Raw genomic sequence first — 25,640 nt, forward strand, 5'->3', positions numbered from 1 at the left:
CCAGCGGGGGTGAGTGCGACGAAGGCCCGAACCGCGTGGTGCGGTCCGGGCCTTCGCGAAGGCGGCGGATACGAGATTCGAACTCGTGAGGGGTTGCCCCGACACGCCTTCCCGCGAGCGGGAGGGCCTGGGGCGGCCCTTCTCGTCGGCGCTCGTCGCGCGGCGGGCGGCGTCAGGCCGGGAGGACGGCCTCCAGGGCGGTGATCAGCTCGGGGGCCTCCGGCTCGACGCGCGGGCGGATCCGGGCGGCGACGGTGCCGTCCGGGGAGATCAGGAACTTCTCGAAGTTCCAGGAGACGTCCCCGGCCTGGCCCTCGGCGTCGGCCACCTGGGTCAGCTGCTGGTACAGCGGGTGCCGGTCGTCGCCGTTGACGTCGATCTTCTCGAACAGGGGGAAGGAGACGCCGTAGGTGGTGGAGCAGAACGTCTGGATCTCCTCGGCGCTGCCCGGCTCCTGTCCGGCGAACTGGTTGCACGGGAAGCCCAGCACGGTGAACCCGCGCCCGGCGTAGCGCTCCTGCAGACGCTCCAGCCCGGCGTACTGCGGGGTCAGGCCGCACTTGGAGGCGACGTTGACGATCAGCAGGGCCTTGCCCTTGTGGTCGGCCAGCGAGGTCGGCTCGCCGGCGAGGGTGCGCAGCGGGATGTCGTACAGGCTCACGGTGGTGGTCCTTTCGGCAGGTCGGCAGCGGGTCTTCGCCCGGGCACACGGTATCGGCCCTACGGGTCAACCATGCGGGCGTCGACGGTGTTCCGGCTGCGAGGGGGCGTACGGAGCGGCTCGCACGCCCCCAGACAGGTCAGAGCGCGAGCGGCTTGACGGCCGTCGGCGCGTGCTCGGGGAGGGTGGCGAGCTCCTCGAACTCGTTGACCTTGTCGATGTCGTTGCCGCTCATCGAGATGTTGGTGACCCGCTCCAGGATCGCCTCGACCACGACCGGGACGCGGAACTCGGCAGCCAGCTTCTTGGCCTCCTCGAACGCGGGCAGCAGGCCCTCCGGCTCGGTGACCCGGATCGCCTTGCAGCCCAGGCCCTCGGCGACCTTGACGTGGTCCACGCCGTAGACGCCCAGCTCCGGCGCGTTGATGTTCTCGAACTCCAGCTTGACCTGGAAGTCGATGTCGAAGTTGCGCTGCGCCTGGCGGATCAGGCCCAGGTAGGAGTTGTTGACCAGCACGTGGACGTACGGGATCCGGTGCTGCGCGCCGACCGCCAGTTCCTCGATCATGAACTGGAAGTCGTAGTCGCCGGAGAGCGCGACGATCCGGCCCTCGGGGTCGGCGGTGGCGACGCCCAGCGCGGCCGGGATGGTCCAGCCGAGCGGGCCGGCCTGGCCGCAGTTGATCCAGTGCCGCGGCTTGTAGACGTGCAGCATCTGCGCGCCGGCGATCTGGGAGAGGCCGATCGTGGTGACGTAGCGGGTCTCCGGACCGAAGGCCCGGTTCATCTCCTCGTAGACGCGCTGCGGCTTGAGCGGCACATTGTCGAAGTGGGTGCGGCGCTGCAGGGTGGCCTTGCGCTCCTGGGTGGCGGCGGCCCACGCGCTGCGGTCCTTGAGCCGCCCGTCGGCCTTGAGCTCCCCGGCGACCTGGACGAAGAGCTCCAGCGCGGCCTTGGCGTCGGAGGCGATACCGAGGTCCGGGGCGAAGATCTTGCCGATCTGGGTGGGCTCGATGTCGACGTGGACGAACGTGCGGCCCGCGGTGTAGACGTCCAGGCCGCCGGTGTGGCGGTTGGCCCAGCGGTTGCCGATGCCGAGGACGAAGTCGGAGGCGAGGAAGTTCTCGTTGCCGTAGCGGTGCGAGGTCTGCAGGCCGACCATGCCGGCGTTCAGCTCGTGGTCGTCCGGGACGATGCCCCAGCCCATCAGGGTCGGGATCACCGGGACCCCGGTGAGCTCGGCGAACTCCAGCAGCAGCGCGGAGGCGTCGGCGTTGATGACGCCGCCGCCGGCCACGATCAGCGGGCGCTCCGACTCCTGGAGCAGCGCGAGGGCCTTCTCGATCTGGACGCGGTTGGCGGCCGGCTTGTAGACCGGGAGCGGCTGGTAGGCCTCGGGGTCGAAGTCGATCTCGGTCAGCTGGACGTCGATCGGCAGGTCGATCAGGACCGGGCCCGGGCGGCCGGAGCGCATCAGGTGGAAGGCCTGCTGGAACACGCCGGGGACCTGCGCGGCCTCCAGGACGGTGGTCGCGGCCTTGGTGACCGGCTTGGCGATCGAGGCGATGTCGACGGCCTGGAAGTCCTCCTTGTGCAGCCGGGCGACGGGCGCCTGGCCGGTGATGCACAGGATCGGGATCGAGTCGGCGATCGCCGAGTACAGGCCGGTGATCATGTCGGTGCCGGCCGGGCCGGAGGTGCCGATGCAGACCCCGATGTTGCCGGCCTTGGCGCGGGTGTAGCCCTCGGCCATGTGGGAGGCGCCCTCGACGTGCCGGGCCAGGGTGTGCCTGATCCCGCCGGAGGCCTTGAGGGCGGCGTAGAACGGGTTGATGGCTGCGCCCGGCACACCGAACGCGACCTCAACGCCTTCGAGCTTGAGGATCTCCACGGCCGCGCGGGCGGCTGTCATACGAGGCATCGGGTCTCTCCTGCGTCGGCCCGCAGTGGCTCGGAGGGCTCATCTCCTGAATTCCACCATACGGAAGAACGGTTTCTGTATGTGGAAACAAGGTAGGGCGGGCCTCGCCGGGGCGTCAAGCGGGACTTCAACAGAATGTGGAAGCCACGGCCAGGGTCGTCCGAGGGGCGGGATTCGTACGCCCGGACAGCAGCCGTGCTGGTGTGCGCGGGGAAGCGGACGTTCCGCGCCGGGAAGCGGACCCCGTGTGCAGTGCCTGTGAAGGGACGGTGCCCGAGGTGGGCCGGCTCCGCGGCCCTGGGTACCGTCGGTGGCACGCCGGGCCCGTGACGTCCAACTGAGGCCGCGGCAGGGGGGTTTGGGAGCGCCGGGGAGCGGGGGAAGTCCGCCGGCGGCCCCGTCCAGGACCAGCGCGCCCGGTCCGCCGCACCCGAGCGAGGGACGCACCCCCCGGCCGCACCGACCCGACACCCGCCGCCGCCCTCCGGCCCCCCGGGCCTGTGGCCGCACCGCCGTCGCCGCCGTTCCGCGGTCCTTTCTCCTCGCCTCCTCCCGCCCCCTGTTCGCCGCTCCTCCCGCCGTCCCCTCCTCCTGCCTCCGTCCTGCAACGGCGTGCCCGCAGCGGCGGGCGCGCGGAAGGAACGTCCCCATGCGCTGCTGTACCCCCGCCCGACCCCCGGTGGTGACCGGGTGAGCCGGCCGCCCCACCGGAGCGAGAGCCCGCCGGGCCGCCCCCGGAAGAACGCCCCGCCGGGCCGGCCCCGGCCCCCGATCGCCGTGCTGCGCGCCGTGCCGTGGCGCCGGGACCTGCCCGCCTCGGTGGTGGTCTTCCTGGTCGCCCTGCCGCTCTGCGTCGGCGTGGCCGTCGCCTCCGGCGTGCCCGCCGAACTCGGACTGGTCACCGGCATCGTCGGCGGCCTGGTGGTCGGCGCCCTGCCCGGCAGCAGCCTCCAGGTCAGCGGGCCCGCCGCCGGGCTGACCGTGCTGGTCGCCGACGCCGTCCGGGAGTTCGGCGCCGCCGCGCTCGGGCTGCTGGTGCTCGCCACCGGCCTGCTCCAGCTGGCGATGGGCGCCCTGCGCCTCGGCCGCTGGTTCCGAGCGATGTCCGCCTCGGTGGTGCACGGCATGCTGGCCGGAATCGGGCTGACCCTGGTGTTCGGCCAGCTCTACGCGATCGCCGACCGCCGCGCCCCCGCCACCGGAGCGGAGAAGATCGCCGGACTGCCCGCCCTGCTGAAGGACGTCCTCACCGCCGCGGCCGACCCCGCGGCGGTCGCCCTCGGCCTCGGCACCCTGCTGGTGCTGGTCGGCTGGAAGTACCTGCCGGAGCGGGCCGCCCGGGCCGTCCCCGCACCGCTGGCCGCCGTCGGACTGGCCGCCGCCGTCACCGCCGCCGCCGACCTGCCGGTCGCCCGGATCCGGGTGTCCGCCCTGCTCGACGTCGTCCAGCTGCCCGACCGCGCCGCGCTCGGCGCACTGGCCGGCACCGCCGGGATCGGCACGGTCGTCGCCTTCACCCTGATCGCCTCCGCCGAGACGCTGTTCAGCGCCGCGGCCGTCGACCGGATGCACCACGGTCCGCGCACCGACTACGACCGCGAGCTCACCGCCCAGGGCATCGGCAACACCGTCTGCGGGCTGCTCGGCGCCCTGCCGATGACCGCGGTGATCGTCCGCAGCGCCACCAACGTCCAGGCCGGGGCGAAGACCAAGGCCTCCCGGTTCCTGCACGGCTGCTGGCTGCTGCTGTTCACCGCGCTGCTGCCCGGCGCGCTCGGGCTCGTCCCGCTCACCGCGCTCGCCGCCGTCCTGGTCCACGCCGGCGCCAAGCTCGTACCGCTGCGCCGGATCGCCGCGCTCTGGCGCGGCCACCGGGGCGAGGCCCTGGTCCTGGTGGTGACGGCGGTCGCGATCATCACCACCGACCTGTTCGAGGGCGTGCTGATCGGCATCGGCCTCGCGGTGGTCAAGTCCGCCTGGCAGACCTCGCACCTGCAGATCGCGGTGGAGGAGCTGGTGCCGGAGACCGGCCAGGCGCTGCACCGGGTCCGGCTGAGCGGCAACGCCACCTTCCTGCGGCTGCCCCGGCTGCTGGACACCCTGGAACGGCTGCCGGACGACCGCCCGGTCGAGCTGGACTGGTCCGGGCTGCGCCACCTGGACCACGCCTGCACCGTCGCCCTCGCCGCCTGGGCCACCCAGCACCGGGCCCGCTCCACCGCACCACTGGCCGTCGAACCGCCGCTGCCTTCGGTGGCCTGACGGGTCGTCCGGTTAGCCTGGTCGCCGGTCCGGGCCGGCCCGGACCGGCGACCAGTGCCGTCGACACAAGGAGCGCAGAGCCGTGATCGCAGCCTTTTCGGTGACCCCGCTGGGGATCGGCGAGGACGTGGGGGAGGCGGTCGCCGCCGCCGTCCGGGTGGTCCGGGAGAGCGGGCTCCCGAACCGTACGGACGCCATGTTCACCAGCATCGAGGGGGACTGGGACGAGGTGATGCCGGTGATCCGGGCGGCGATCGAGGCGGTGAAGGCGCACAGCAACCGGGTGAGCACGGTCATCAAGATCGACGACCGGGCCGGGGTCACCGACGGCCTCACCGCCAAGGTCGCCTCGGTCGAGCGCTACCTCGCGGACGAGGGCTGAGCCCGGCTCATCGGGCTCAGCCCGTGCCGCTCGGCGAGGTCAGCCCGTCGAGGTGGGCTGGGCGGCCGGTTCGACCGCCGTGGCGTCCGGACGTCGGGTGAGCAGCCGGTCCACGGCGTACGGGCCGGAGCCGAGCACCGCGATGGCGAGGAAGGACCAGCAGAACATCACCGAAGCCTCGCCCCCGTTCTGCAGCGGGAGCAGCGCGTGCTCCTGGTGGACGGTGAAGTAGGCGTAGGCCATCGAGCCGGAGCAGACCAGGGCGGCCGACCTGGTGCCGGCGCCGAGGAGGACCAGGACGCCGCCGACCAGTTGGATCAGCGCGGCCCACCAGCCCGGCCACTGGCCGAGCGGGACGGTGCCGCCGCCCTTGGCGCCGCCCAGGACGCCGAAGAGGGAGGCGGCGCCGTGGCAGGTGAAGAGCAGGCCGACGACGATCCGGAAGGCCGTCAGGACCAGCGGTCTGGCTGCCTCGGCGGCCTGGCGGGGCTTCGTGTGTGCGTTCGTGGACATGGGGAAGCGCCTCCGGGAAGGGGGAGAAGGAGGGGGCGGGGCGGTAAGGCTAGGCTTAGTTTTGTTTAATTGTCAATGCTCCGTCAGATGTCTTCACGCATTGGCACGTTCGAGGTTCGGGCTCTTTCTTGACCGATCGATCTAGAAAGGGTTAGCGTTCCCTCATGGCGCGAACGAAGGAATTCGACCCGGACGCGGCGCTGCAGGCGGCCCTGGAGCTGTTCTGGCGGCGCGGCTACGAGGCCACCTCGATGGCCGACCTGGTCGAGGGGCTGGGCATCGCGAGGGCCAGCATCTACGCCACCTTCGGCAGCAAGCACGAGCTCTACCTGCGCGCGCTGGAACGTTACGCCGAGCAGGTCGACCCCGTGCTGCTGGCGGAGCTGTCCCGGCCCGGCCCGGTGCTGCCGGCCGTGCGGGCGGTGGTGCGCCGGTACGCCGCGGAGTCGGCCGGGGAGGGCCGGGAACGCGGCTGCTTCGTCACCAACACCGCCGTCGAGCTCGCGCCGCACGACCCGTCGGCGGCTCGCCGGGTCGAGGCCAGCCTCGCCCACCTGGAGGCGGTGCTGACCGCCGCCCTGGTGCGCGCCGAGGCGCAGGGCGAACTGCCCGCGGGGCGGGAACCCCGGGCGCTGGCCCGGATGCTGATGGTGCTGATGCAGGGCATGCGGGTGATGGGCAAGACCGCCGACGGCGCGGCCCGGGTGCGGGACGCGGCCGAGCAGGCGCTCGCGCTGTTGGACGTGGACTGACGCTCGGCCCTGCCGGTCGGATGTCCTTATGCTGTCGCGATTCTGTACCGAACGGTCTTTACAGGAGGGGGCTCATGGAAGCCAAGGGGAGGCGCACGAGCGGCGCTACGGCGGTCCGCGCCGGCTTCGCACTGCTCGCCGCAGGCGGTGCTGATCTTCACGATCACGATCCTCACCGTGCAGCCGCACCAGAACGCACCACTCGGATCGAGGAGTTCACATCATGACCACGCGTTTCGCCGACAAGTCCGTCCTGGTCACCGGCGGCGGCAGCGGCATCGGACGGGCCATCGCGCTCGCCTTCGCCCGGGAGGGCGCCCGGGTCGCGGTCGCCGGCCGGGGCGCCGCCCCGCTCGCCGAGACCGTCGAGCTGATCGAGCAGGCCGGTGGCAAGGCCGTCGCGCTGACCGGTGACGTGACGAACGGCGAGGACGCCGCCCGGCTGGTCCGCGAGACCGTCGAGCGGTTCGGCGGGCTGGACGTCGCCGTCAACAACGCCGGGGTGCTCGGCGCGATCGGCCCGGTCGCCGACATCGACCCGGCCGCGTGGCAGCAGGTGTTCGACGTCAACGTCACCGGCACCCTGCTCGCCATGAAGCACCAGATCGGCCACATGCGGGCCCACGGCGGCGGTGCGATCGTCAACGTCTCGTCCAACCTGGGTGCGCACAAGCGGGTCCCGGGCCTCGCGGCCTACGCCGCCAGCAAGGCCGCCGTCACCGTGCTGACCCGCACCGCCGCCCTCGACCACATCGCCGATGGCGTGCGGATCAACACGGTGAGCCCGGGGGCGGTGGACACCCCCATGTCGGGCCGGCCCGGCGAGAGCGCCACCGAGAAGGCCGAGCGGATGAAGGCCGACATCCCGGTCGGCCGGGCGGGCGCGGTGGCGGAGATCGCCGCCGCGGTGCTCCACCTGGCCTCGGAGGAGGCGGGCTACACCGTCGGCAGCGATCTCGTGCTGGACGGCGGCTCCACCGCCTGAGCCGGACCCATGGCCTGAGCCGGGTTCACGTCCGGGCCCGGTCCACGGCCTGAGCCCGGCTCACGGCCGGAACGCAGCCGCCCTCACTCGCCCAGCCAGTCCCCGGGCACCGCCTCGTAGAGCGCCTCCAGCGCCTCCGGGGTGCGTGCCCGGGCCGCCGTCCAGGCGTCCTCGACCACCGAGACCAGCACGTCCGGCCCCCGGTACCAGCGACAGCCCCGCCCGAGGGCGGGCAACTCCTCGAAACCGTCCGGGAGTCCGTCCTCCGACTCGACGAAGTCGGTCAGCTCGTGGTCCTCCAGCAGCTTCTCCGCCATCGCCATCACCGCCGCCGCCGTCGAGAAGCGTTCCTCCCAGGGCTCCCAGCGCTCCCGCGACGTGTCCGCGAGGTCCGGTCGGGCGACCGTCGGCGGGTCGTCCCGGTCGAGGTCGTCCAGCAGGACGCCCCAGTGCGCGCAGCCCTGGTTCTCCGCCCGGTAGACCAGCGCGCCGTCCAGCACGTACAGCTCGTCCGGCGTCAGCAGCACGTCCTGGTTGCTGGTCAGGTCCGCCCGCCGGCCGAACAGCCGGTACGCCTCGCGCAGCGCCGTCGGCAGCCGCAGGCCCAGCCGCTGCTCCGCCGCGTCGAGTTCGGCGTCCGGGAAGCCGTCGTCCGGCCCCAGCGGCTCGCCCCAGTACGCGGCGAAGCCCCTGACGAGTGCCCAGGAGCCCGCGCGGCTGCGCTGACTTTCGGCCATTGCGGCCCGTATGTCGAATTCCGTTTCGTCCACCCGCGCACCGTACGGCACCCCTCCGACAGGGCGGTGAGCCGCTCGACGGCCGTCCGGGAGCCCGTCCGATTCCGCCTCGACCCCGTCGGGACACGACCGGACCTCGACCGGACCGTGACCGGCCGAATCTGACGCGAACGCGTAAGCCCGGCGACACCCGTTGATCACCACGGGGTTTCCGCCGCGTCGTGTGGGCAAGACACGGTTTCGGCCGGAACCGACATCACGAAAGGCGGACGCGCACCGCATGCCGACCGCACCGCACACCGCGCCCCGCGCGGGCGCCCGAAGCCGCTGGGGCGAACACGGGCTCGCCTGGGCCTTCCTGCTGCCCTCCCTGGTGGTCTTCGTCCTCTTCATCGGCTACCCGCTGGGCCGGACGATCTACCTGAGCGGGCACGCCAACGACCTCTTCGGCGCGCCCTCCCGCTACATCGGGATGAAGCACTACACCGACCTGCTGGCCTCGGCGGACTTCCGCCGCACCCTCGGCACCACGGCGCTGTTCACGCTGTTCACCGTGGTGCCGGGAGTGCTGGGCGCGCTGGTGCTGGTGCTGCTCCTGGAGAACCGGATCCGGGGCGTGCGGCTGCTGCGCTCCGCGTTCGCGCTGCCCTTCGCCTTCTCGGTGGCCAGCGCGTCGGTGGTCTTCGCGGTGTTCTTCAACCCCGCCAGCGGGGTGCTCAACGGCCTGCTCTCGCACGTCGGCCTCGGCCCGATCGGGTGGCTGACCGACTCCCGCTACGCGCTGGTCTCGGTGGCCGTCACCACGGTCTGGATGAACCTCGGCTACAACGTGCTGGTGCTCTCCGCCGGCATCGGCTCGATCCCGGGCGAGATCGTGGAGGCGGCCCGCATCGACGGCGCCTCGGGCCTGCGGCTGGCCCGCTCGATCACCGTCCCGATGCTGGGCCCCCACCTGTTCTTCCTGACCGTGGTCTCCACCGTCCACGCGCTGCAGAGCTTCGGCCAGATCCACATCCTCACCAAGGGCGGGCCGGACGGCTCCACCCGGACCCTCGTCTACTCCGTCTACGAGAAGGCCTTCGCCTACGGCTCCAGCGACTTCGGTACCGCGAGCGCCCAGGCCGTGGTGCTGCTCGTGGTCGTCCTCGCCTGTACGGCCGTCCAGTTCGGCGTCCTGGAGCGGAAGGTGCACTACGCATGACCAGCATCGCCACCGGAGCCGAGGCGCCCGAGGCGCCCCGCCCGCGCACCGGCGTCCTCGCCGGGCGCTCCCCGCGCGACCTGCTCGGCCGCGCCGCCGTCTACGTGCTGCTCGCCGTCGCCGTCGTCACCGTGGCCTTCCCGGTGTACTACGCGATCGCCGGCGCCTTCATGGGCCCGTCCGAACTCTCCTCCTACCCGCCCGCGTTGGTGCCGCACTCGGTCACCGGCCGGAACTTCTCCGGTGCCGTGGACGCGATCCCGCTGGCCCGCCAGTACGCCAACTCGGCGGTCGTCGCGACCGTCATCACCCTCGCCCAGCTGTTCACCTCGATCCTGGCCGCGTACGCCTTCGTCTTCCTGCCACTGAAGGCGCGGGCCGCGGTGTTCGGGGTGTTCCTGGCGACCCTGATGGTCCCGTGGGAGGCCATCATCATCCCCAACTACCTGACGCTGTCCGGCTGGGGGCTCGGCAACACATACTTCGGCCTGGTGCTGCCCTTCCTCGCCTCCGGCTTCGGCACCTTCATGCTGCGCCAGGCCTTTCGCCAGCTGCCCGGCGAACTGCGCGACGCGGCCCGGATCGACGGCGCCGGGCACTGGCGCTTCCTGTGGCGGATCGTCGTCCCGCTCAACAAGCCCGCGCTCGCCGCGCTGTCGATCTACGTGTTCCTGTCGGCCTGGAACCAGTACTTCTGGCCGCTGATCATCACCCGCACGGCGAACATGCAGACCCTGCAGATCGGCCTCACCTCGCTGCGCGACTCCGAGATGGCCGACCCCGGGCTGATCCTGGCCGGCGTCGTGCTCTCCCTGCTGCCCACCCTCGCCCTGGTGGTCTTCGGCCAGCGCTTCATCGTCCGCGGCCTCACCGCGGGCGCGGTGCGCTGACCGTCCGTGCCGGCCACGCTCTGCCCGTCCCGTCCCGTCCACGCCCGTCCCCTCCGACCAGAGAGAGAACCCTCGTGAAGAAGAGTGCACGCGCGCTCGCGGCCCTGCTGGTGGCCGGCCTGTCCCTGACCGCCTGCAGCTCCTCCGGCGACTTCGGGTCCGGCTCCGGCGGCTCCAACGACGCCGCCGCGCCCGGTGCCCAGGCGCTCGACCAGGCCTCCGGCGTCACCGCCGTCGAGTTCTGGCACTCCATGACCGGCAAGAACGCCGAGGTCCTCACCGGGCTGGTCAACCAGTTCAACGCCGCGCACCAGGGCAAGATCGAGGTCAAGGCGCAGTTCCAGGGCAAGTACGACGAGCTCGTCACCAAGTACAAGGCCGCGGTGCAGCAGAAGGGCACCCCCGCGCTGGTGCAGGTCTACGACATCGGCACCCGCTTCATGATCGACTCCAAGCAGACCGTCCCCGCCCAGGCCTTCGCCGACAAGGACGCCTACGCGCTGGACGACCTGGACGCCAACATCCGCAACTACTACTCGGTCGGCGGCAAGCTCCAGTCGATGCCGTTCAACTCCTCGATGCCGCTGCTCTACCTGAACACCGACGCCTTCAAGGAGGCCGGCCTCGACCCGGCGCAGGCGCCGAAGGACCTGGACGAGCTGGGCGAGCTGGCGAAGAAGCTGACCAAGAAGGACGCCGACGGCAAGACCGTCCGCTATGGCTTCGGCGCCGCCATCTACGGCTGGTTCGTCGAGCAGCTGCTGGCCGAGTCCGGCACCATGTACTGCGACAACGACAACGGCCGCAGCAACAAGGCGGGCAAGGTCGTGTTCGACTCCGCCCAGGGCGCCCGGATCGTCCAGTGGTGGGCCGACCTGGTCAAGGGCGGCTACGCGGCCAACACCGGCCGCACCACCGACGACGCCCAGGCCGCCTTCAAGGCCGGCACGGTCGCGATGCACCTGGAGTCCACCGGCGTGCTGCGCGGCTACACCGAGGCGGCGAAGTTCGGCGTCGGCACCGCGGCCTTCCCGAAGGTCACCGCCGCCGACCAGGGCGGCCCGGTGATCGGCGGCGCCTCGCTGTGGATCAGCGGCCCCGGCCACTCGGACGCCGAGAAGCGTGCCGCCTGGGAGTTCGAGAAGTTCGTGACCGCCCCGGAGCAGCAGGCCGTCTGGCACACCGGCACCGGCTACTTCCCGGTCAACAAGAAGTCCCTGGACGACCCCAAGGACAAGGAGTGGGTGGCCAAGTACCCGCAGTTCCAGACCGCGATCGACCAGCTGAAGGCCACCAAGCCCACCCCGGCCACCGCCGGCTGCCTGCTCGGCGTGATGCCGCAGGCCCGCAAGGGTGTGGAGACCGCGATCGAGCAGACCATCTCGGGCAGCAAGCCGGCCCAGCAGGCGCTGGCCGACGCCGCCAAGGAGCTGCAGCCGGCGATCGAGAGCTACAACAGCTCGGTCGGCTGACCTGCCGCGGCCGTGACCGGGCAGACGGCCCGCCCCGCGCACCAGGCGCCGGGCGGGCCGTCGCCCGTCATGCCGAGAGTGCCTCGCCCTGCTCGCCGTCCTCCGGGAGCGCGCAGGCGGAGGCGAGTTCGTCCAGGGACAGGTCGAGCGCGAAGGCCAGCGCCACGATGGTGAAGAAGGACGGCGTCGGTGCCCGTCCCGTCTCGATCTTGCGCAGCGTCTCCGCCGAGACACCGGCCACCGCCGCCACCTCGACCATGCTGCGTTCACCGCGCGCCTCGCGCAGCAGCGCCCCGAAGCGCTCGCCACGCTCGCGCTCCCACGGGGTCAGCGGAGTCCTCACCATGGCGCCGAGTCTACTGCGGCGCGGTCACGCCCTACTGCTCGGGCCACTTGGGCAGGTCGGCCTTGCCGCCCGGCCGGTCGGGGTTCAGGGCCAGACAGAGGATGACGATGGTGCTGCTGCGCTCCTCGCTGTAGGAGCCGAAGACGTCCTCCGGCTCCGAGTCGCAGGCGTGCTTGGCGTCACCGTCGTGGGAGACCTTGGTGATCTTGAAGTCGGCGTTGGGCTTGGTGCAGCCCACGAGCTCCATCTTCGGCTTGGACCCGCTGCCGAGGTCGCGCACGCAGTCGCCGACCTGCGCGGCCGCCGGCTCGGACTTCCTGACCTGGCCGGCGACCACCAGGCCGACGGCGATCACAACGACGAAGAGGAGCGGTGCCCCGACGCGGCGGACGATCCGGCGCAGCCGCGAGGGCTCGGCAGGGGCGGGGATTCCGGCACCCCAGGGCTCCTGGGCGAGCGGCTCGGCAGGTCTCGCGGTCTCGTCGGCGGGGGCGGTCGGCGGGGTCGTCACGTGGGTTCCTCATGGTCAGATCATCGGATTGCGCCGCCGAACACTAGCGGATCGCGGAGCGACCGCGCCCCACGGGCAGCCGGACGGGGCCGAGCGGCGGGATCGGGAAGGCGCCCAGGTCAGGAACCCCGCCACCGCCCGAACCGTCCTTGGGGGGACGTACCGAACGCCGCACCCCGAAGGAGCCCACCGCGTCGCAGGTCGCCGCTCACGCTCTTCCGGATCTTGCCGGCCGCACCCCTCCGCCAGCCCGCGCCGAGCCGCACCACGCCGCCACCCCTGCGCGCACCCCCTGCCGCTGCGCCCCCTGGCTGCGCCCATCGCTGCGGCGCGCTGCCTCGCGGCGCCGCCACCTGCCGTGCCCCCGCACAGCGCACCCATCATCGCGACCGTGATACAAATACCGGTATAAGAATTGGATCCAGGGGAGTGGTTCACCATGGTCGAAATCAAGTCGGACGCAGCCCTCGAGGCGATGCGCGAGGCGGGGCGGGTGGTGGCCGACGCGCTGGCCGCCGTGCGGGAGGCGGCGGCGGTCGGCGTCAGCCTGTCGGAGCTGGACGAGGTGGCGCGGGGCGTACTGGACGGGGCCGGGGCGAGCTCGCCCTTCCTCGGCTACCGCCCGTCCTTCGCCCCCGTCCCCTTCCCCGCCGTCATCTGCGCCTCGGTCAACGACGCGGTCGTGCACGGCATCCCGAACGGCTACCGGCTGTGCGACGGCGACCTGGTGAGCATCGACTGCGGTGCGATCCTGGACGGTTGGGCCGGTGACGCCGCCGTGAGCTTCACCGTCGGCACCGCCCGTCCCGAGGACACCGCACTGATCGACGCCACCCAGCGCGCCCTGGAGGCCGGCATCGCCGCCGCCGTCGTCGGCAACCGGACCGGCGACATCTCCCACGCCATCGGCCGCGTCGTCCGCGCCGGGCGGTACGGCACGCCGGAGGGCTACGGCGGACACGGCATCGGCCGCCGCATGCACGAGGACCCGCACGTGTCCAACACCGGCCGCCCGGGCCGGGGTTACCCGCTGCGCCCGGGCCTGGTGCTGGCCATCGAACCGATGCTCACCGCCGGCGGCCGCGACGACTACGACACCGATCCGGACGGCTGGACCCTGCGCACCACCGACGGCACGCGCGCCGCCCACATCGAGCACACCGTCGCGATCACCGAGGACGGCCCCCGCATCCTCACCCTCCGCTGAAGCCGCCCGCGGACACCGGCCTAAGCTCGACGCCATGACCAAAGGCGTGATGTTCGATTTCTCAGGGACCCTCTTCCGGGTGGTCTCCACCGCCGAGTGGCTGGCGGCCTACGCCGCCGCCAGCGGCCTTGCCCTGCCCGCCGACGCCCTGCCCGAACTGGTCCACCGACTGGAGGAGTTCGGCGCACTGCCCGGCGGCGTGCCGCCGCGCCGGATCCCGTCCGAGGTCCAGCAGGCCTGGGACACCCGGGACTTGACCCCCGAACTGCACCGCGCCGCGTACACCGCGCTGACCCGCGCCGCGGCCCCGCCCGCCGTCGTCGACGTGGACGCCCTCTACGAGACCCACATGGCGCCCGCCAGTTGGCGCCCGTACCCGGACGTCGCCCCCGTGCTGCGCGAGCTGCGCCGCCGGGGCGTCCCGGTCGCCGTGGTGAGCAACATCGGCTGGGACCCGCGCCCGGTCTTCCGCGCCCACAGCCTGGACGAGCTGGTCGACACCTACGTCCTGTCCTACGAGGTGGGCGCCCAGAAGCCCGACCCGCTGATCTTCGAGACCGCCTGCGCCCGGCTCGGCCTCGCCCCGGCCGACGTGCTGATGGTGGGTGACGACCGGACCTGCGACGGCGGCGCGACCGCGCTCGGCTGCGTCTTCCACCCCGTCGACCACCTGCCCGTCTACCAGCGCCCGAACGCCCTCGCACCGCTGCTCGCGACACTTCCGGACTGACCGGTCCGGGGTGACGGAGGACACGAGGTGGCGCCCCGTCGCCCGGAGTAGCGTGCGGGGCATGACCGATCAGGACTTCACCACCCGCATCACCGTCCGCGGGTACGAGACCGACAGCCAGGGCCACCTCAACCAGGCCGTCTACCTCCAGTACGCCGAGCACGCCCGCTGGGAGTACCTGCAGGCGGCCGGGATCCGCCAGGCCGACCTGGTCTCCAAGGGCGTGGGCCCGGTCGTCCTGGAGACCACGATCAAGTACCTGCGGGAGCTGCGCGCGGGCGACTCGGTGGACGTCAGCTGCTCGTTCGCCTGGCGCGACGGCAAGACCTTCCAGGTGGTGCAGCGGCTGGTCCGCGAGGACGGCGTACTCGCCGCCGAGCTCACCGGCGTGGGCGGCATCCTCGACCTGGCCGAGCGCAGGCTGGTCGCCGACCCGCGCGAGCCGCTGCGCGCCCTCGCCTCCGACCCGGCCCTGCTCGGCCTCTGACGCCCCTTCCGGAGAACCACCCCGATCTCGACCACCGGAGGCCGCACCCGGCTGCGGCCTCCACCGGCGGGCGGGGGTTTTCCCCACCTCCGACCGGCCCGCTGCCCGGATGGGCCCGAACACCCCGTCCACAGCAGACTCTTGGGCATGCCGAAGAACACGATCACCGCCACCGCCGCCGCGACCGCGGCCGCCGCCCTCGCCGCCACCGCGCTGACCGCCCTGCCCGCCGTCGCCGCCGACGCCCCCGCCGCCGGGAAGGACCGCCTCGCCTGGTCCGCCTGCGGAGGGAAGGCGGACCCGCGCCAGCAGTGCGCCGACGTCACCGTCCCGCTGGACTACCGCGACCCGCACGGCAAGCAGATCACCCTCGCGATCTCCCGCATCCCGGCCGCGAAACCGGCCCTGCGCCACGGTGTCCTGCTGACCATCCCGGGTGGTCCGGGCGGCTCCGGCCTGAACGTCCCCAGCAGCGCCGCCGGGCGCCTGCCGCAGTCCGTCCTGGACCGTTTCGACCTGGTCGGCTTCGATCCGCGCGGCGTCGGCCGCTCCACCCCGGTCAGCTGCGGCCTGGACCACGACGACCTGGCGATGGTCAAGCTGCGTCCCTGGCCCGCCGCCGACGGCTCGATCGACGAGAACCTCACCACCGGGCGCCGCGTCGCCGAGGCCTGCGCCCGCAACGGCGGACCGGTGCTGCGCAGCATCTCCACGGTGAACGAGGCGCGGGACATCGACAGCATCCGCCGGGCCCTCGGCGAGCACCGCCTCTCCGCCTGGGGCACCTCGTACGGCACCTACGCGGGCGCCGTCTACGCCACGATGTTCCCCCAGCGGACCGACCGGATCGTGCTGGACAGCAACGACGACCCGGACCCGACCCGGGTGGAGCGCGGCTGGCTCGCCGCCTTCGGCCGGGGCGCCGAGGACCGCTTCCCGGACTTCGCCAAGTGGGCCTCCGCGCCGGGCAATCCGGACCGGGTCGCGGACACCGCCGAGGAGGTCCGCCCGCTCTTCCTGGACCTCGCCGCCCGCCTCGACCGGTCGCCGCTGCCCTGGCCCGGCGCCAACCCGGCGGAGCTGAACGGCAACGTGCTGCGCGAGACCATGCTGGAGAGCCTGTACGCGGACGCCAAGTTCCCGGACCTGGCGCGGCTGATGCTGGCCGGTCTCGGTCGTCGCCCGCTGCCCGCCCCGGTGCTGCCGCCGGAGCAGGCGGTGCAGAACACCATCGCCGTCTCGGTCGGCACCCTGTGCAACGACGTGAGCTGGCCCACCGACCCGGCCGCGTACGCCAAGGACGTCGCCGCCGACCGCGCCGCCCGTCCGCTCACCGCCGGCATGCCGGTGAACGTGATGCCCTGCGCCTTCTGGCCGTTCGCCCCCGCCGAGCCGCCGGTGAAGGTGACCGACCGCGGCCCGGCGAACATCCTGCTGGCCCAGAACCTGCGCGACCCCGCCACCCCGTACACCGGCGCGCTCAAGCTGCGGGCGGCGTTCGGGGAGCGGGCCCGGATGGTGACGGTGGACTCCGGCGGCCACGACGTCTACGTCGCCAACGGGAACGCCTGCGGCGACGCGGTGGTGACGGACTTCCTGGTCACCGGCCGCCGGCCGGCGAAGGACGTGTCCTGCCCGGCGCAGTGAGCGGGAGCGGCGGCGCGCGGGGTCAACGGGCCGTGGACGAACGGCCCTTGTTCCTGCGTGCACGTCCGTTCGACCCTCGTGAATGAGTCGAATCTGTCGCGATTTTGTGACAATCCTTCGCCGACACCCAGCCCGCAAGGCGTGTTGACGGCCTTAATGTTCGAACTATGTCACCGAAGAGCCGCCGTCGCATATCCGCCCCGGACCCGGGCGACACTTGGGTGCCGCGCCCGAGGCGCCGTGAGACTCCGCTCGGACTCCTGGGCCACGCGACCAGGTTCCTCGGCGCCAGCGTCCTCGGCGGTGTGCTGCTGGCGGGGCTGATCCTCCCGGCGGCGGGTGCGGTGGGGCTCGGGGCGAAGAGCGGCGCCGAGGGCTTCGAGAGCATCCCCGACGACTTCAAGACCCCGCCGCTCACCCAGGCCACCCAGATCTTCGACGCGAGCGGCGGCCTGATCGCCAAGGTCTACGAGCGGGACCGCACCGTCCTCACCGCCGACCAGATGTCCCCGCTGATCCGCCAGGCGCAGGTGGACATCGAGGACTCCCGCTTCTACGAGCACGGAGCGGTGGACCTCAAGGGCATCCTGCGGGCCGTCACCAAGAACGCCGAGAGCGGTGCCACCGTCCAGGGCGCCTCCACCCTGACCCAGCAGTACGTGAAGAACGTCAATGTGGAGAAGGCTGGCGACGACCCGGAGGCGGTGCGCGAGGCGCAGCGCAAGACGCTCGGCCGCAAGATCCAGGAACTCCGGTACGCCATCAAGCTGGAGGAGGACCTGACCAAGGAGCAGATCCTCACCAACTACCTGAACATCACCTTCTACGGCCACCAGGCGTACGGCATCCAGGCCGCCGCGCAGCGCTACTTCAGCAAGGACGCCAAGGACCTGACCCTGCCCGAGGCGGCGATGCTCGCCGGGCTGGTGCAGAACCCCTCCCAGTACGACCCGAAGCTGCACCCGGTGGCCGCCCAGCGGCGCCGCGACACCGTCATCGACAAGATGGTGGAGAGCAAGCACATCACCGCGGAGCAGGCGAAGGAGGCGAAGGCCGCACCGCTGGGCCTGGCCTACAAGGACCCGCAGAACGGCTGCATCACCGCCCAGGCCGGGATGGGCTTCTTCTGCGACTACGTGCGCCACGTGGTGAAGCAGGACCCGGCGTTCGGCAAGAGCGCGGCCGAGCGCAAGAAGCTGTGGGACACCGGCGGTCTGAACATCTACACCACGCTGGACCCGGACAAGCAGGCCGCCGCCCAGAACGCCGTCTCCACCAAGGTGTTCGTCACCGACCCGGTCTCGGCCGCGATGACGATGGTCGAGCCCGGCAGCGGCAAGATCCTGGCGATGGCGCAGACCCGCCCGTACGGCCTGGAGAAGGAGAAGAACGAGACCGTCGTCAACTACAACGTGGACGCGGTGATGGGCGGGGGCATCGGCTTCCAGCCCGGCTCCAACTTCAAGCCGATCGTGGCCGCCGCCGCGCTGGAGGCGGGCCTGTCGTCCACCCAGCGGTACGACTCCCCGAACCGCATGGACTGGCCGACGATGAAGACCTGCGACGGCACCTGGAAGAACCTCAGCAAGGGCAAGAAGGAGGGGACGATCCCCAACGAGTCCGAGTCCGAGAAGGGCCCGTACGAGCTCAAGCAGGCGATGGCGCTCTCGGTGAACACCTACTTCGTGCAGATGGAGCAGGAGATCGGCCTCTGCGCGGTCAAGCAGATGGCCAACAAGCTGGGCGTGGCGGGCAAGGCGGACGGCTCGGCGCTGCAGGAGGTGCCCGCGCTCGGCCTCGGCACCCAGGAGGTCAGCCCGCTGACCATGGCCAACGTGTACGCGACCTTCGCCGCCCGGGGCAGCTACTGCGCGCCGATGGCGATCAACCGGATCACCACGGTGGACGGCAAGGACGTGCCGGTGCCGGAGAGCCGGTGCACCCGGGCGATGTCCGAGGACACCGCCGACGTGATCAACAGCGTGCTGCTCGGGGTGACCGAGAAGGGCGGCACCGCGCGGGACCTCGGCCTGGACGACGGCCGCCAGATCGCGGGCAAGACCGGTACCACGGACGAGAAGAAGTCGGCCTGGTTCACCGGCTACACGGGCAACCTGGCCGGCTCGGTCTGGCTGGGCAGCCCGGGCACCAAGGTGCCGATGCGCAACATCCGGATCGGCGGCAAGTACCAGGCCGAGGTGTTCGGTGCGACCGGCCCGGGGCCGATCTGGCAGAAGGCGATGAGCGACGCGGTCCGGGCCATGCCGGAGAAGGACTTCACCACCGTCTACATCCCGGACCCGCCCAAGCGCGACCCCGGCTGCACCACCTCCAGCGGCTCGCCGAGCTCGGTCACCTGCACCGGCGCCCCCGCCACCGGCAGCCCGGGCAAGCCGCGCGGCACCAACCCCACCGGCCGCTCCGCCCCGACCACCCCGACACCGCCGTCCGCCCCCTCGGACGCCGAGGACCAGTAGCCGACGCCCCGCGAAGCCCGGCCCCGTCTGAGTACCCGTACTCATGCGGGGCCGCGGCGCGTCGACGGACGATGGCGCCATGCCGCACAGCATCCTCGGCGTCCCCGCCGTCCTCTGCCCCTCGATCGGCTACCTGGCCGGCTCGCTGGCGATCGGCCTCGCCGCCGCACACGAGCTGCGCGCCGACCGGGGCCCGTCCCGCGTCGAGGGCACGGCGTGGCAGTGGACGGCGGTGGTCTGGACGATGCCGGGCTTCCTGTCCGCGATGACCCTCAACCCGTTCCCGGACGGCACCGCGGCCCGCTTCCTGTCCGCCACCGCCCTGGGCACGGCAGGCAACGCCGTACTGCTGGCACTCGCCGCCCACGCCTTGGGGCTCGCATGAACCGGGCTGCATGAGCCGCGCTACCGGGCCTCGAGCGGCTCGCCGCTGTCCTGGTCGAGGTTGAACACCCGCCGGTAGGAGTCGGTCACCACGGTGATCTGCTCCCGCCCGGTCCAGCTCGCCTCCACCAGCCGGGCGTCGTCCGGGCCCCCGCCGATGTCGGCCAGCGACCAGCGCCGCGCCTCCCAGCCCTCGCCGGACTCCAGGAACACCTGCCAGTGCTCGCCCGGGGCCGGCCCGGTGGCATACGAGCGGTGCACCACCACCAGCGCCCGTTCCGCCCCGGCCGGGGCGGTCTCCCGGCTGCGGGTCTCGGCCGCCGACACCTTGTGCGCGGCCAGCGAGCCGAGCAGGAACACCACCCCCGCGGTCACCGTGACCGTCCGGGTGGCGGTGCGCAGCGCGGCGACGCGCAGGTCCCCCAGCCAGGCGGCGGCGATCAGCGCCGCCAGCGCCGCGCCGAGCAGCAGTTCGGGCCGGTTGAGCAGGTCGGCGACCAGCATCCGGCCGCCCGAGCGGCTCTCCCACTGCCCCTCGGTGTACAGCAGGACGGCGGCCAGCCCGCCGGCCGCCAGCATCCGGACCAGGACGCGCCTGGTCCGGGACGTGCGCTTGTCCATCGTCCCCCCGATCACGGTGTCACAGCTCGGCGAGCAGTTTGCGGCCCTCCGGCCAGTCGCCCAGTCCGGAGTCGGAGTTGAGGTGCCCGTGCGCGCCCTGCTCGACGTACCGGGCGCCCCAGGCCGCGGCGAAGGCGCGGGCCCGCTCGGGGGAGACCCACGGGTCGTCGGTCGAGGCGACCACCACGGTCGGGAACGGGAAGGGCTCCAGCGCCACCGGGCGGAAGTCCACCAGCTCCGGCACCTCCGCGGTGTCGATGTCGGCCGGGGCGACCAGCAGCGCGCCGCGCACGGCGGCGAGCTGCTCGGCGGTCGCGGAGGCCACCCAGCGGGCGGCCGTGACGCAGCCCAGGCTGTGGGCGACCAGCACCACCGGGCCCTCGGCGGCGGCCGCCGCCACCGCCGCGTCCACCCGGGCCACCCAGTCCTCGCGCTCCGGGTGGTCCCAGTCCGCCTGCTCGACCCGGCGGAAGGTCTCCGGCTCGGCGGCCTCCCAGTGGGTCTGCCAGTGCTCGGGACCCGAATTCTGGTAGCCGGGGAGGACGAGGTAGGTGGTGCGGTCCGGCATCGGGCTCCTCCGGGTGAAGGTCGATCGTGGGCAGCAGGAGTCTAGGGCGCGGGCCGCCGGACGCAGCAGCCGGGCGGTTCACCCGGCGCGCACTCCCCGCAACCGGCGTGCGCACTTCCGTATGCGCCGCCGTACGCCCGGTGCGCCCTGTTGCCAACGGTGCGACGGGTACGGGAGGTTGGACCGGGCCCCGGGCGGTCGTCACCACCCCCGGCCCGCAACGGACCTGACGCTCGATCACATGGAGGGATGTCGGCGATGGCATCGAGGATCCTGCTCGTCACCGGGGACGCCGCCGAGTCGCTGGAGGTGTTCTACCCGTACCAGCGACTGCGCGAGGAGGGCTACCAGGTCGACATCGCGGCACCGACCAAGAAGCGCCTGCAGTTCGTGGTGCACGACTTCGTCGAGGGCTACGACACGTACACCGAGAAGCCCGGCTACACCTGGCCCGCCGACATCGCCTTCGCCGACGTCGACCCGGCCGACTACGTGGCCCTGGTCATCCCCGGCGGCCGCGCCCCCGAGTACCTGCGCAACGACCCGGACGTGCAGCGGATCGTGCAGCACTTCCTCGCCGGGGACAAGCCCGTCGCGCAGATCTGCCACGGCCCGCTGATCACCGCCGCCGCCGGGGTCCTGGACGGCCGCCGCACCTCCGCCTACCCGGCGCTGGCCCCGGACATCAAGGCCGCGGGCGCCGAGTTCGTCGACGGCGAGGCCGTGGTGGACGGCGTGGTCGTCTCGGCCCGCGCCTGGCCCGACCACCCGGCGTGGCTGCGCGCCTTCATCGAGGTCCTGCGCAAGCACGCCCCGGTCGCCTGACCGGCCCGCCTGCCCGGGCCCGGAGCCGTACCCTGAACCGCCTCGGGGTACGGCTCCGGGGCTGTCCGGTCACCGTCCCTGCGGGACCCCAACCGCCACCGCCGTCCCCTCCCGTCCCGGCGCCGGAGGCCGACCTTCTACGCTGACCGGCGGGTCGTACGCCGGTACGGCTGAGCGTCAACAGGAGGACGAGCCATGGCAGAACCGCTGATCGCCGCAGTCGGGGGCAAGGTGCCCGCGGTCGACCCGAGCGCCTTCCTCGCACCGAACGCCGTCGTGGTCGGGGACGTGACCGTCGGAGCGGGCGCGAGCGTCTGGTACGGCGCGGTGCTGCGCGGCGACGCCGAGTCCATCAGCGTCGGCGCCGGCAGCAACATCCAGGACAACTGCACCCTGCACGCGGACCCCGGCTTCCCGCTGGTGGTCGGCGAGCGGATCTCGGTCGGCCACAACGCGGTGCTGCACGGCTGTACCGTCGAGGACGACGTGCTGGTGGGGATGAACGCCACCGTGCTGAACGGCGCCCGGATCGGCGCCGGCTCGCTGGTCGCGGCCGGGGCGGTCGTCCCGCAGGGCATGGTCGTCCCGCCCGGCTCGCTGGTCGCGGGCGTCCCGGCGAAGGTCCGCCGGGAGCTGAGCGAGGAGGAGCGGACGGGCATCAAGGCCAACGGCGAGGGCTACCAGCTGCTCGCCGGGGCCCACCGGGAGATCGAGGTTCACTAGAGGCGGGGGTCGGGAGGAGGGTGGCCGGCTCCGTGACCGCGGGTGCGGGCCGCCGCCGGTCGGCGGCCCAGGCGAGCACCGCGAGCAGCGCGCCCGAGGCGGCCAGGCCCGTGAGCAGCGGCGCGATGTAGGAGTAGCAGGCGAAGAAGCCGCCGCAGCCCAACACCACGGTGGCGAGCGCCAGCCACAGCTGCCCGCTGCGGAAGGCCCGCAGCTCGTGCCCGAGCCCGGACTGGGCGGGGGAGGGCAGCGCGGGCACCAGCCTGGCGATGGCGAGCGTGCCGGCGGCCGCGATCAGCACGACCACCAGCATGGTCGCCCGCCAGCCCAGGTGCTGGCCGAGCAGGGTGGCGGCCGGGACGCCGACGATGTTGGCCACGGTCAGCCCGGAGAACATCACGGCCACCGCCCGGGCCCGCCGGTCCGGAGCGACCAGCTCGGCCGCGGCCACCGCGCCCGCCCCGAAGAAGGCCCCGTGCGGCAGCCCGGTGACCAGCCGCGCAGCGGCCAGCGTCCAGAAGTCCGGCGCCAGCGCGCAGAGCAGGTTGCCAGTCGCGAACAGCCCGGCGAGCGCCACCAGCACCGCCTTGCGCGGCCGTCCGGCGGCCAGCGCGGTGAGCAACGGCGCGCCGATCACCACCCCCAGCGCGTACGCCGAGATCAGCCAGCCGGCCTGCGGGATGGAGACGTGGAGGCTGCCGGCGACCTGGGGGAGCAGACCCATGGCGGCGAATTCGGTGGTGCCGATCGCGAACGCGGTGACGGCCAGCGCGAGCAGCGCGAGAGGCAAGGGGACGACTCCGGGGTGATGCCGAGGACCGGGGGAGCGCGCGGCGGATGAAGGGGGATGACGGCGGACGAATTCGTTCGTCCGGAATCCTAATCCGGTCGGATGACGCCTCCGTGAGGTGCGTGCGACGGGAGGGGGTCGCCAGTCCGGCCTCCGCGCGCGAGACTGGGTGCATGTGCCGCAACATCAAGACGCTGCGACCGCCCGTCACACCCGACGCCGACGAGGACGACTTCCGCGCCGCCGCGCTGCAGTACGTCCGCAAGGTCTCCGGCTTCCGCGCCCCGGCGGCGCACAACCGGGAGGCCTTCGACCGGGCCGTGGACGCGGTTGCCGAGGCCACCGCCCGGCTGCTCGGCGAGCTGGAGGTCCGCGGCTCGCACGCCCGGACCGCCGAGGCCGCCGCCGGGTGACAGGACCGACGCGGACCCGGAACGGACGTCCGTGGACCGAAGCGGACGTCCGCGGACGTCCGCCGACAGGGAGCAGGAGCCGGTGATGAACCCAGCCAAGCGTTACGCCCTCACCTTCCCCGGCACCCCCGGTACCCAGGCCCCGCAGGACGTCGTCGTGGTCACCCGCACCAGCGCGACCGGCCCGGGCGGCCACCCGGTGTACGAGGACGAGAGCGGCATCGTCCGGGCCGAGATCAGCGACTCCGGCGAGGTCCGGATGCTGGCCAGCGGCGGCCACCAGACCCCGCACCTGCCGGTCCACGCCCACCCGCTGCCCTGACCGCGGGGCCCCGGTGCACCGGTCGCGGAGCACTGGTCGCGGAGACCACTCCTCGGGCACAATCACCGCATGATCACAGCGAGTTGGCAGGGCGTCGTCATCGCCGAGAGCGAGGACACGGTCGTCGTCGAGGGAAACCACTACTTCCCGGCAGAATCGGTCCGCACCGAGTACCTGCGGCCCTCCGAGACCACCACGGTGTGCGGCTGGAAGGGCACCGCCGAGTACCACACCCTGGAGGTGGACGGGCGGACCAACCCCGACGCCGCCTGGTTCTACACCGACCCGAAGCCCGAGGCCGAGCACGTGCGCGGGCGGGTCGCGTTCTGGCGCGGGGTGGAGGTCACGGAGTCGGTGGAGGCCACCGGGTCGGCGGGGGGCACCGCGTAGCGCTCCGACCGAGGGGGTAGGAGATCCCCATGGCAGTCTTCCGTAGACCGGGGCGCTCCCGGCCGAACCCCGGGCCGCCGTCCCCCGAGCCGAACCTGGCCGAGCAGCTCGCCGAGCTGGTCGAGGAGTCCGAGCGGCCCGTCGACCACGTCCCGGTCGCCGAGTACGCCGATTACGCCGAGAAGGAGCGCGGCCGCGGCCGGGCCCTGGTGCTGCACACCGCGCGGCGGCTCGGCAGTCGCGGGCGGGCCGCCACCCGGGGCGCCACGTCCGGCAGCAGGGCCCTGACCGAACAGCTGGTGCGGGCCGCCCCGCGGATCCCGGTACGCAACCTCGCCACGCTGCGGGCTCAGCACCCGGGCGCGGACTCGCCGGAGCGGCTCGCCGACCTGCTGGTCACCGGCGCCGTCCGGGCCTCCGGCGCGCTCGGCGCGGGTGTCGGCGCGGCCGCGATGATGCCGGTGCCACTCGCGATGCCGGCGCAGATCGCCGCCGAGACGCTCGCGGTCGCGGCCGTGGAGATCAAGCTGATCGCCGAGCTGCACGAGGTCTACGGTGCCCCGGCCCAGGGCCGACCCGCGCAGCGCGCCGGGGCCTACCTCGGCGCCTGGGCCAACCGCCGCGGGATCGACGCGTCCCTGCTGGTCCGCCCGGCGGGCTTCGCCGCGCTGGCGGTCAGCGCGGAGGTGCGCCGGCAGGTGCGCCGCCGACTCACCCGCAGCTCGCTGCGCCACCTGCCCGTGCTGATCCCGCTGCTGGTCGGCGCGGGCATCGGCGCCACCATGAACCGGCGCGACACCGGCCGGCTGGCCGACGAGGTCCGGGCGGACCTGCGCTCCCGCCCGTCGGCGGACCGCGCCTACTGGGCCGCGGCCGCGCCCGTGGCGAAAGGCGACACGCCCGTGGCGAAGGGCGACACGCCCGTGGTGAAAGGCGAGCCGCCCGCGGTGGAGGGTGGGCCGGAGTAGAGCTCCGCGCCCCCGGCTAGAGCGTCGGCGGCGACGGCGCACCCGCGCCGCGGCCCGCCTTGACGCCGTTCACCATCGCCTGGTGGAGCGCCCGCGCCGTGATCTCGTCGGCGGCCGGCACCGGACTGCCGGCCACCGTGTACCAGTCCAGCGCACCGGTGTACTGGACGGTCAGCCGTACCTCGCCGTCCACCCAGGTGGTGTGGATGGTGAGGTCGCCGGAGATCGGGCCGACCTCGGCGGTGGTGACCCCGCCGGGGCCGCTGATGATCGACTGGGTGGTCCAGGTCGCCCACGACGCGCGCGGGTCCGCGGGCGGCCGGGCCTGCTGATTGCCTTGGTCGTGTTCGGTCATGCGCCTATCCTCTCCCGCTGGTCGGTCGCCAACCGGGCAGCGACACCTGCGGTCGCGGCGACCGCCCGGTCCCACCGGGCGGTCGGTCAGTGCGTACGGC

The 25,640-nt window shown here is 72.9% G+C and carries 29 protein-coding genes; 19 read left to right on the forward strand and 10 right to left on the reverse strand.

Annotated features, from left to right (window positions below):
- Window positions 1-172 precede the first annotated feature (172 nt).
- Window positions 173-661 carry a glutathione peroxidase gene (locus ACZ3TI_RS27100; RefSeq protein ID WP_465730544.1) on the reverse strand — a complete coding sequence of 163 codons (489 nt, stop codon included), beginning with the start codon at window positions 659-661 and terminating at the stop codon, window positions 173-175.
- Window positions 662-800: 139 nt separating this feature from the next.
- Window positions 801-2,573: a glyoxylate carboligase gene (gcl, locus tag ACZ3TI_RS27105; RefSeq protein ID WP_465730903.1), complete on the reverse strand. Its 1,773-nt coding sequence runs from the start codon at window positions 2,571-2,573 to the stop codon at window positions 801-803.
- A 780-nt stretch (window positions 2,574-3,353) separates the two neighbouring features.
- On the opposite strand from gcl, the gene ACZ3TI_RS27110 reads away from it, so the two are divergent.
- Entirely contained in the window at window positions 3,354-4,844 is a 1,491-nt protein-coding gene (locus ACZ3TI_RS27110; protein ID WP_465730905.1) for a SulP family inorganic anion transporter, read from the forward strand.
- An 82-nt stretch (window positions 4,845-4,926) separates the two neighbouring features.
- Window positions 4,927-5,226, forward strand: coding sequence for an MTH1187 family thiamine-binding protein (locus ACZ3TI_RS27115; RefSeq protein ID WP_465730546.1), 300 nt, complete (start codon window positions 4,927-4,929; stop codon window positions 5,224-5,226).
- Window positions 5,227-5,265: 39 nt separating this feature from the next.
- On the opposite strand, the gene ACZ3TI_RS27120 is transcribed toward ACZ3TI_RS27115, so the two are convergent.
- Window positions 5,266-5,739 (reverse strand): DoxX family protein, encoded by a 474-nt coding sequence (locus tag ACZ3TI_RS27120; protein WP_465730548.1) that lies wholly within the window; start codon window positions 5,737-5,739, stop codon window positions 5,266-5,268.
- 164 nt (window positions 5,740-5,903) lie between these two features.
- Between ACZ3TI_RS27120 and ACZ3TI_RS27125 the strand changes: the two genes are divergently transcribed.
- Window positions 5,904-6,491 carry a TetR/AcrR family transcriptional regulator gene (locus ACZ3TI_RS27125; RefSeq protein ID WP_465730550.1) on the forward strand — a complete coding sequence of 196 codons (588 nt, stop codon included), beginning with the start codon at window positions 5,904-5,906 and terminating at the stop codon, window positions 6,489-6,491.
- A gap of 223 nt (window positions 6,492-6,714) precedes the next feature.
- Complete coding sequence (locus ACZ3TI_RS27130; protein WP_465730552.1) at window positions 6,715-7,476, forward strand: SDR family NAD(P)-dependent oxidoreductase; 762 nt, start codon at window positions 6,715-6,717, stop codon at window positions 7,474-7,476.
- 83 nt (window positions 7,477-7,559) lie between these two features.
- On the opposite strand, the gene ACZ3TI_RS27135 is transcribed toward ACZ3TI_RS27130, so the two are convergent.
- Complete coding sequence (locus ACZ3TI_RS27135; RefSeq protein ID WP_465730554.1) at window positions 7,560-8,213, reverse strand: SMI1/KNR4 family protein; 654 nt, start codon at window positions 8,211-8,213, stop codon at window positions 7,560-7,562.
- A 280-nt stretch (window positions 8,214-8,493) separates the two neighbouring features.
- Between ACZ3TI_RS27135 and ACZ3TI_RS27140 the strand changes: the two genes are divergently transcribed.
- The 3 genes from ACZ3TI_RS27140 (at window position 8,494) to ACZ3TI_RS27150 (ending at window position 11,776) form a co-directional block, all read left to right on the forward strand.
- Window positions 8,494-9,414, forward strand: a complete 921-nt coding sequence (locus ACZ3TI_RS27140) for a carbohydrate ABC transporter permease (RefSeq protein ID WP_465730556.1) — start codon at window positions 8,494-8,496, stop codon at window positions 9,412-9,414.
- On the forward strand, window positions 9,411-10,304 hold the full coding sequence (locus tag ACZ3TI_RS27145) for a carbohydrate ABC transporter permease (RefSeq protein WP_465730558.1): 894 nt from the start codon (window positions 9,411-9,413) through the stop codon (window positions 10,302-10,304). Before ACZ3TI_RS27140 ends, ACZ3TI_RS27145 begins: the two co-directional genes overlap by 4 nt.
- 74 nt (window positions 10,305-10,378) lie before the next feature.
- Window positions 10,379-11,776 (forward strand): ABC transporter substrate-binding protein, encoded by a 1,398-nt coding sequence (locus tag ACZ3TI_RS27150; protein WP_465730560.1) that lies wholly within the window; start codon window positions 10,379-10,381, stop codon window positions 11,774-11,776.
- A 67-nt stretch (window positions 11,777-11,843) separates the two neighbouring features.
- Here the strand turns inward: ACZ3TI_RS27150 and ACZ3TI_RS27155 are convergent, their stop codons facing one another.
- Window positions 11,844-12,122 (reverse strand): helix-turn-helix domain-containing protein, encoded by a 279-nt coding sequence (locus tag ACZ3TI_RS27155; protein WP_465730562.1) that lies wholly within the window; start codon window positions 12,120-12,122, stop codon window positions 11,844-11,846.
- Between the two features lie 31 nt (window positions 12,123-12,153).
- Entirely contained in the window at window positions 12,154-12,633 is a 480-nt protein-coding gene (locus tag ACZ3TI_RS27160; protein WP_465730564.1) for an LppU/SCO3897 family protein, read from the reverse strand.
- Window positions 12,634-13,072: 439 nt separating this feature from the next.
- On the opposite strand from ACZ3TI_RS27160, the gene map reads away from it, so the two are divergent.
- From map to ACZ3TI_RS27190, 6 genes are all read left to right on the forward strand, one after another.
- The gene (gene map / locus ACZ3TI_RS27165; protein ID WP_465730566.1) at window positions 13,073-13,840 is read left to right on the forward strand and encodes a type I methionyl aminopeptidase; all 768 of its coding nucleotides are present in this window, start codon (window positions 13,073-13,075) and stop codon (window positions 13,838-13,840) included.
- Window positions 13,841-13,874: 34 nt separating this feature from the next.
- Window positions 13,875-14,570 (forward strand): HAD-IA family hydrolase, encoded by a 696-nt coding sequence (locus ACZ3TI_RS27170; RefSeq protein ID WP_465730568.1) that lies wholly within the window; start codon window positions 13,875-13,877, stop codon window positions 14,568-14,570.
- A 61-nt stretch (window positions 14,571-14,631) separates the two neighbouring features.
- The gene (locus ACZ3TI_RS27175; RefSeq protein ID WP_465730570.1) at window positions 14,632-15,057 is read left to right on the forward strand and encodes an acyl-CoA thioesterase; all 426 of its coding nucleotides are present in this window, start codon (window positions 14,632-14,634) and stop codon (window positions 15,055-15,057) included.
- Between the two features lie 147 nt (window positions 15,058-15,204).
- Complete coding sequence (locus ACZ3TI_RS27180; RefSeq protein WP_465730572.1) at window positions 15,205-16,704, forward strand: alpha/beta hydrolase; 1,500 nt, start codon at window positions 15,205-15,207, stop codon at window positions 16,702-16,704.
- A 167-nt stretch (window positions 16,705-16,871) separates the two neighbouring features.
- Window positions 16,872-19,181, forward strand: a complete 2,310-nt coding sequence (locus tag ACZ3TI_RS27185; protein WP_465730574.1) for a transglycosylase domain-containing protein — start codon at window positions 16,872-16,874, stop codon at window positions 19,179-19,181.
- 79 nt (window positions 19,182-19,260) lie between these two features.
- On the forward strand, window positions 19,261-19,566 hold the full coding sequence (locus ACZ3TI_RS27190) for a hypothetical protein (RefSeq protein WP_465730576.1): 306 nt from the start codon (window positions 19,261-19,263) through the stop codon (window positions 19,564-19,566).
- A 20-nt stretch (window positions 19,567-19,586) separates the two neighbouring features.
- On the opposite strand, the gene ACZ3TI_RS27195 is transcribed toward ACZ3TI_RS27190, so the two are convergent.
- Window positions 19,587-20,186, reverse strand: coding sequence for a hypothetical protein (locus ACZ3TI_RS27195; protein WP_465730578.1), 600 nt, complete (start codon window positions 20,184-20,186; stop codon window positions 19,587-19,589).
- A gap of 19 nt (window positions 20,187-20,205) precedes the next feature.
- Window positions 20,206-20,754, reverse strand: a complete 549-nt coding sequence (locus tag ACZ3TI_RS27200) for an RBBP9/YdeN family alpha/beta hydrolase (protein WP_465730580.1) — start codon at window positions 20,752-20,754, stop codon at window positions 20,206-20,208.
- A 258-nt stretch (window positions 20,755-21,012) separates the two neighbouring features.
- On the opposite strand from ACZ3TI_RS27200, the gene ACZ3TI_RS27205 reads away from it, so the two are divergent.
- Window positions 21,013-21,579: a DJ-1/PfpI family protein gene (locus tag ACZ3TI_RS27205; RefSeq protein ID WP_465730582.1), complete on the forward strand. Its 567-nt coding sequence runs from the start codon at window positions 21,013-21,015 to the stop codon at window positions 21,577-21,579.
- 195 nt (window positions 21,580-21,774) lie between these two features.
- Window positions 21,775-22,302, forward strand: a complete 528-nt coding sequence (locus ACZ3TI_RS27210; protein WP_465730584.1) for a gamma carbonic anhydrase family protein — start codon at window positions 21,775-21,777, stop codon at window positions 22,300-22,302.
- Here ACZ3TI_RS27210 and ACZ3TI_RS27215 read toward each other — a convergent pair.
- The gene (locus tag ACZ3TI_RS27215; RefSeq protein WP_465730586.1) at window positions 22,238-23,092 is read right to left on the reverse strand and encodes an MFS transporter; all 855 of its coding nucleotides are present in this window, start codon (window positions 23,090-23,092) and stop codon (window positions 22,238-22,240) included. The genes ACZ3TI_RS27210 and ACZ3TI_RS27215 overlap by 65 nt on opposite strands.
- Window positions 23,093-23,265: 173 nt before the next feature.
- Between ACZ3TI_RS27215 and ACZ3TI_RS27220 the strand changes: the two genes are divergently transcribed.
- The 4 genes from ACZ3TI_RS27220 (at window position 23,266) to ACZ3TI_RS27235 (ending at window position 25,185) form a co-directional block, all read left to right on the forward strand.
- Window positions 23,266-23,505: a DUF2277 domain-containing protein gene (locus tag ACZ3TI_RS27220; protein WP_465730588.1), complete on the forward strand. Its 240-nt coding sequence runs from the start codon at window positions 23,266-23,268 to the stop codon at window positions 23,503-23,505.
- Window positions 23,506-23,590: 85 nt separating this feature from the next.
- The gene (locus tag ACZ3TI_RS27225; RefSeq protein ID WP_465730590.1) at window positions 23,591-23,827 is read left to right on the forward strand and encodes a DUF6296 family protein; all 237 of its coding nucleotides are present in this window, start codon (window positions 23,591-23,593) and stop codon (window positions 23,825-23,827) included.
- Between the two features lie 69 nt (window positions 23,828-23,896).
- Window positions 23,897-24,217, forward strand: a complete 321-nt coding sequence (locus tag ACZ3TI_RS27230; RefSeq protein ID WP_465730592.1) for a DUF427 domain-containing protein — start codon at window positions 23,897-23,899, stop codon at window positions 24,215-24,217.
- Window positions 24,218-24,246: 29 nt separating this feature from the next.
- A complete protein-coding gene (locus ACZ3TI_RS27235) occupies window positions 24,247-25,185 on the forward strand; it encodes a hypothetical protein (RefSeq protein ID WP_465730594.1) in 939 nt (312 codons plus the stop codon).
- 16 nt (window positions 25,186-25,201) lie between these two features.
- On the opposite strand, the gene ACZ3TI_RS27240 is transcribed toward ACZ3TI_RS27235, so the two are convergent.
- The gene (locus tag ACZ3TI_RS27240) at window positions 25,202-25,540 is read right to left on the reverse strand and encodes a hypothetical protein (RefSeq protein ID WP_465730596.1); all 339 of its coding nucleotides are present in this window, start codon (window positions 25,538-25,540) and stop codon (window positions 25,202-25,204) included.
- Window positions 25,541-25,640 lie beyond the last annotated feature (100 nt).

It is taken from the genome of Kitasatospora sp. NPDC023120, assembly GCF_055560835.1.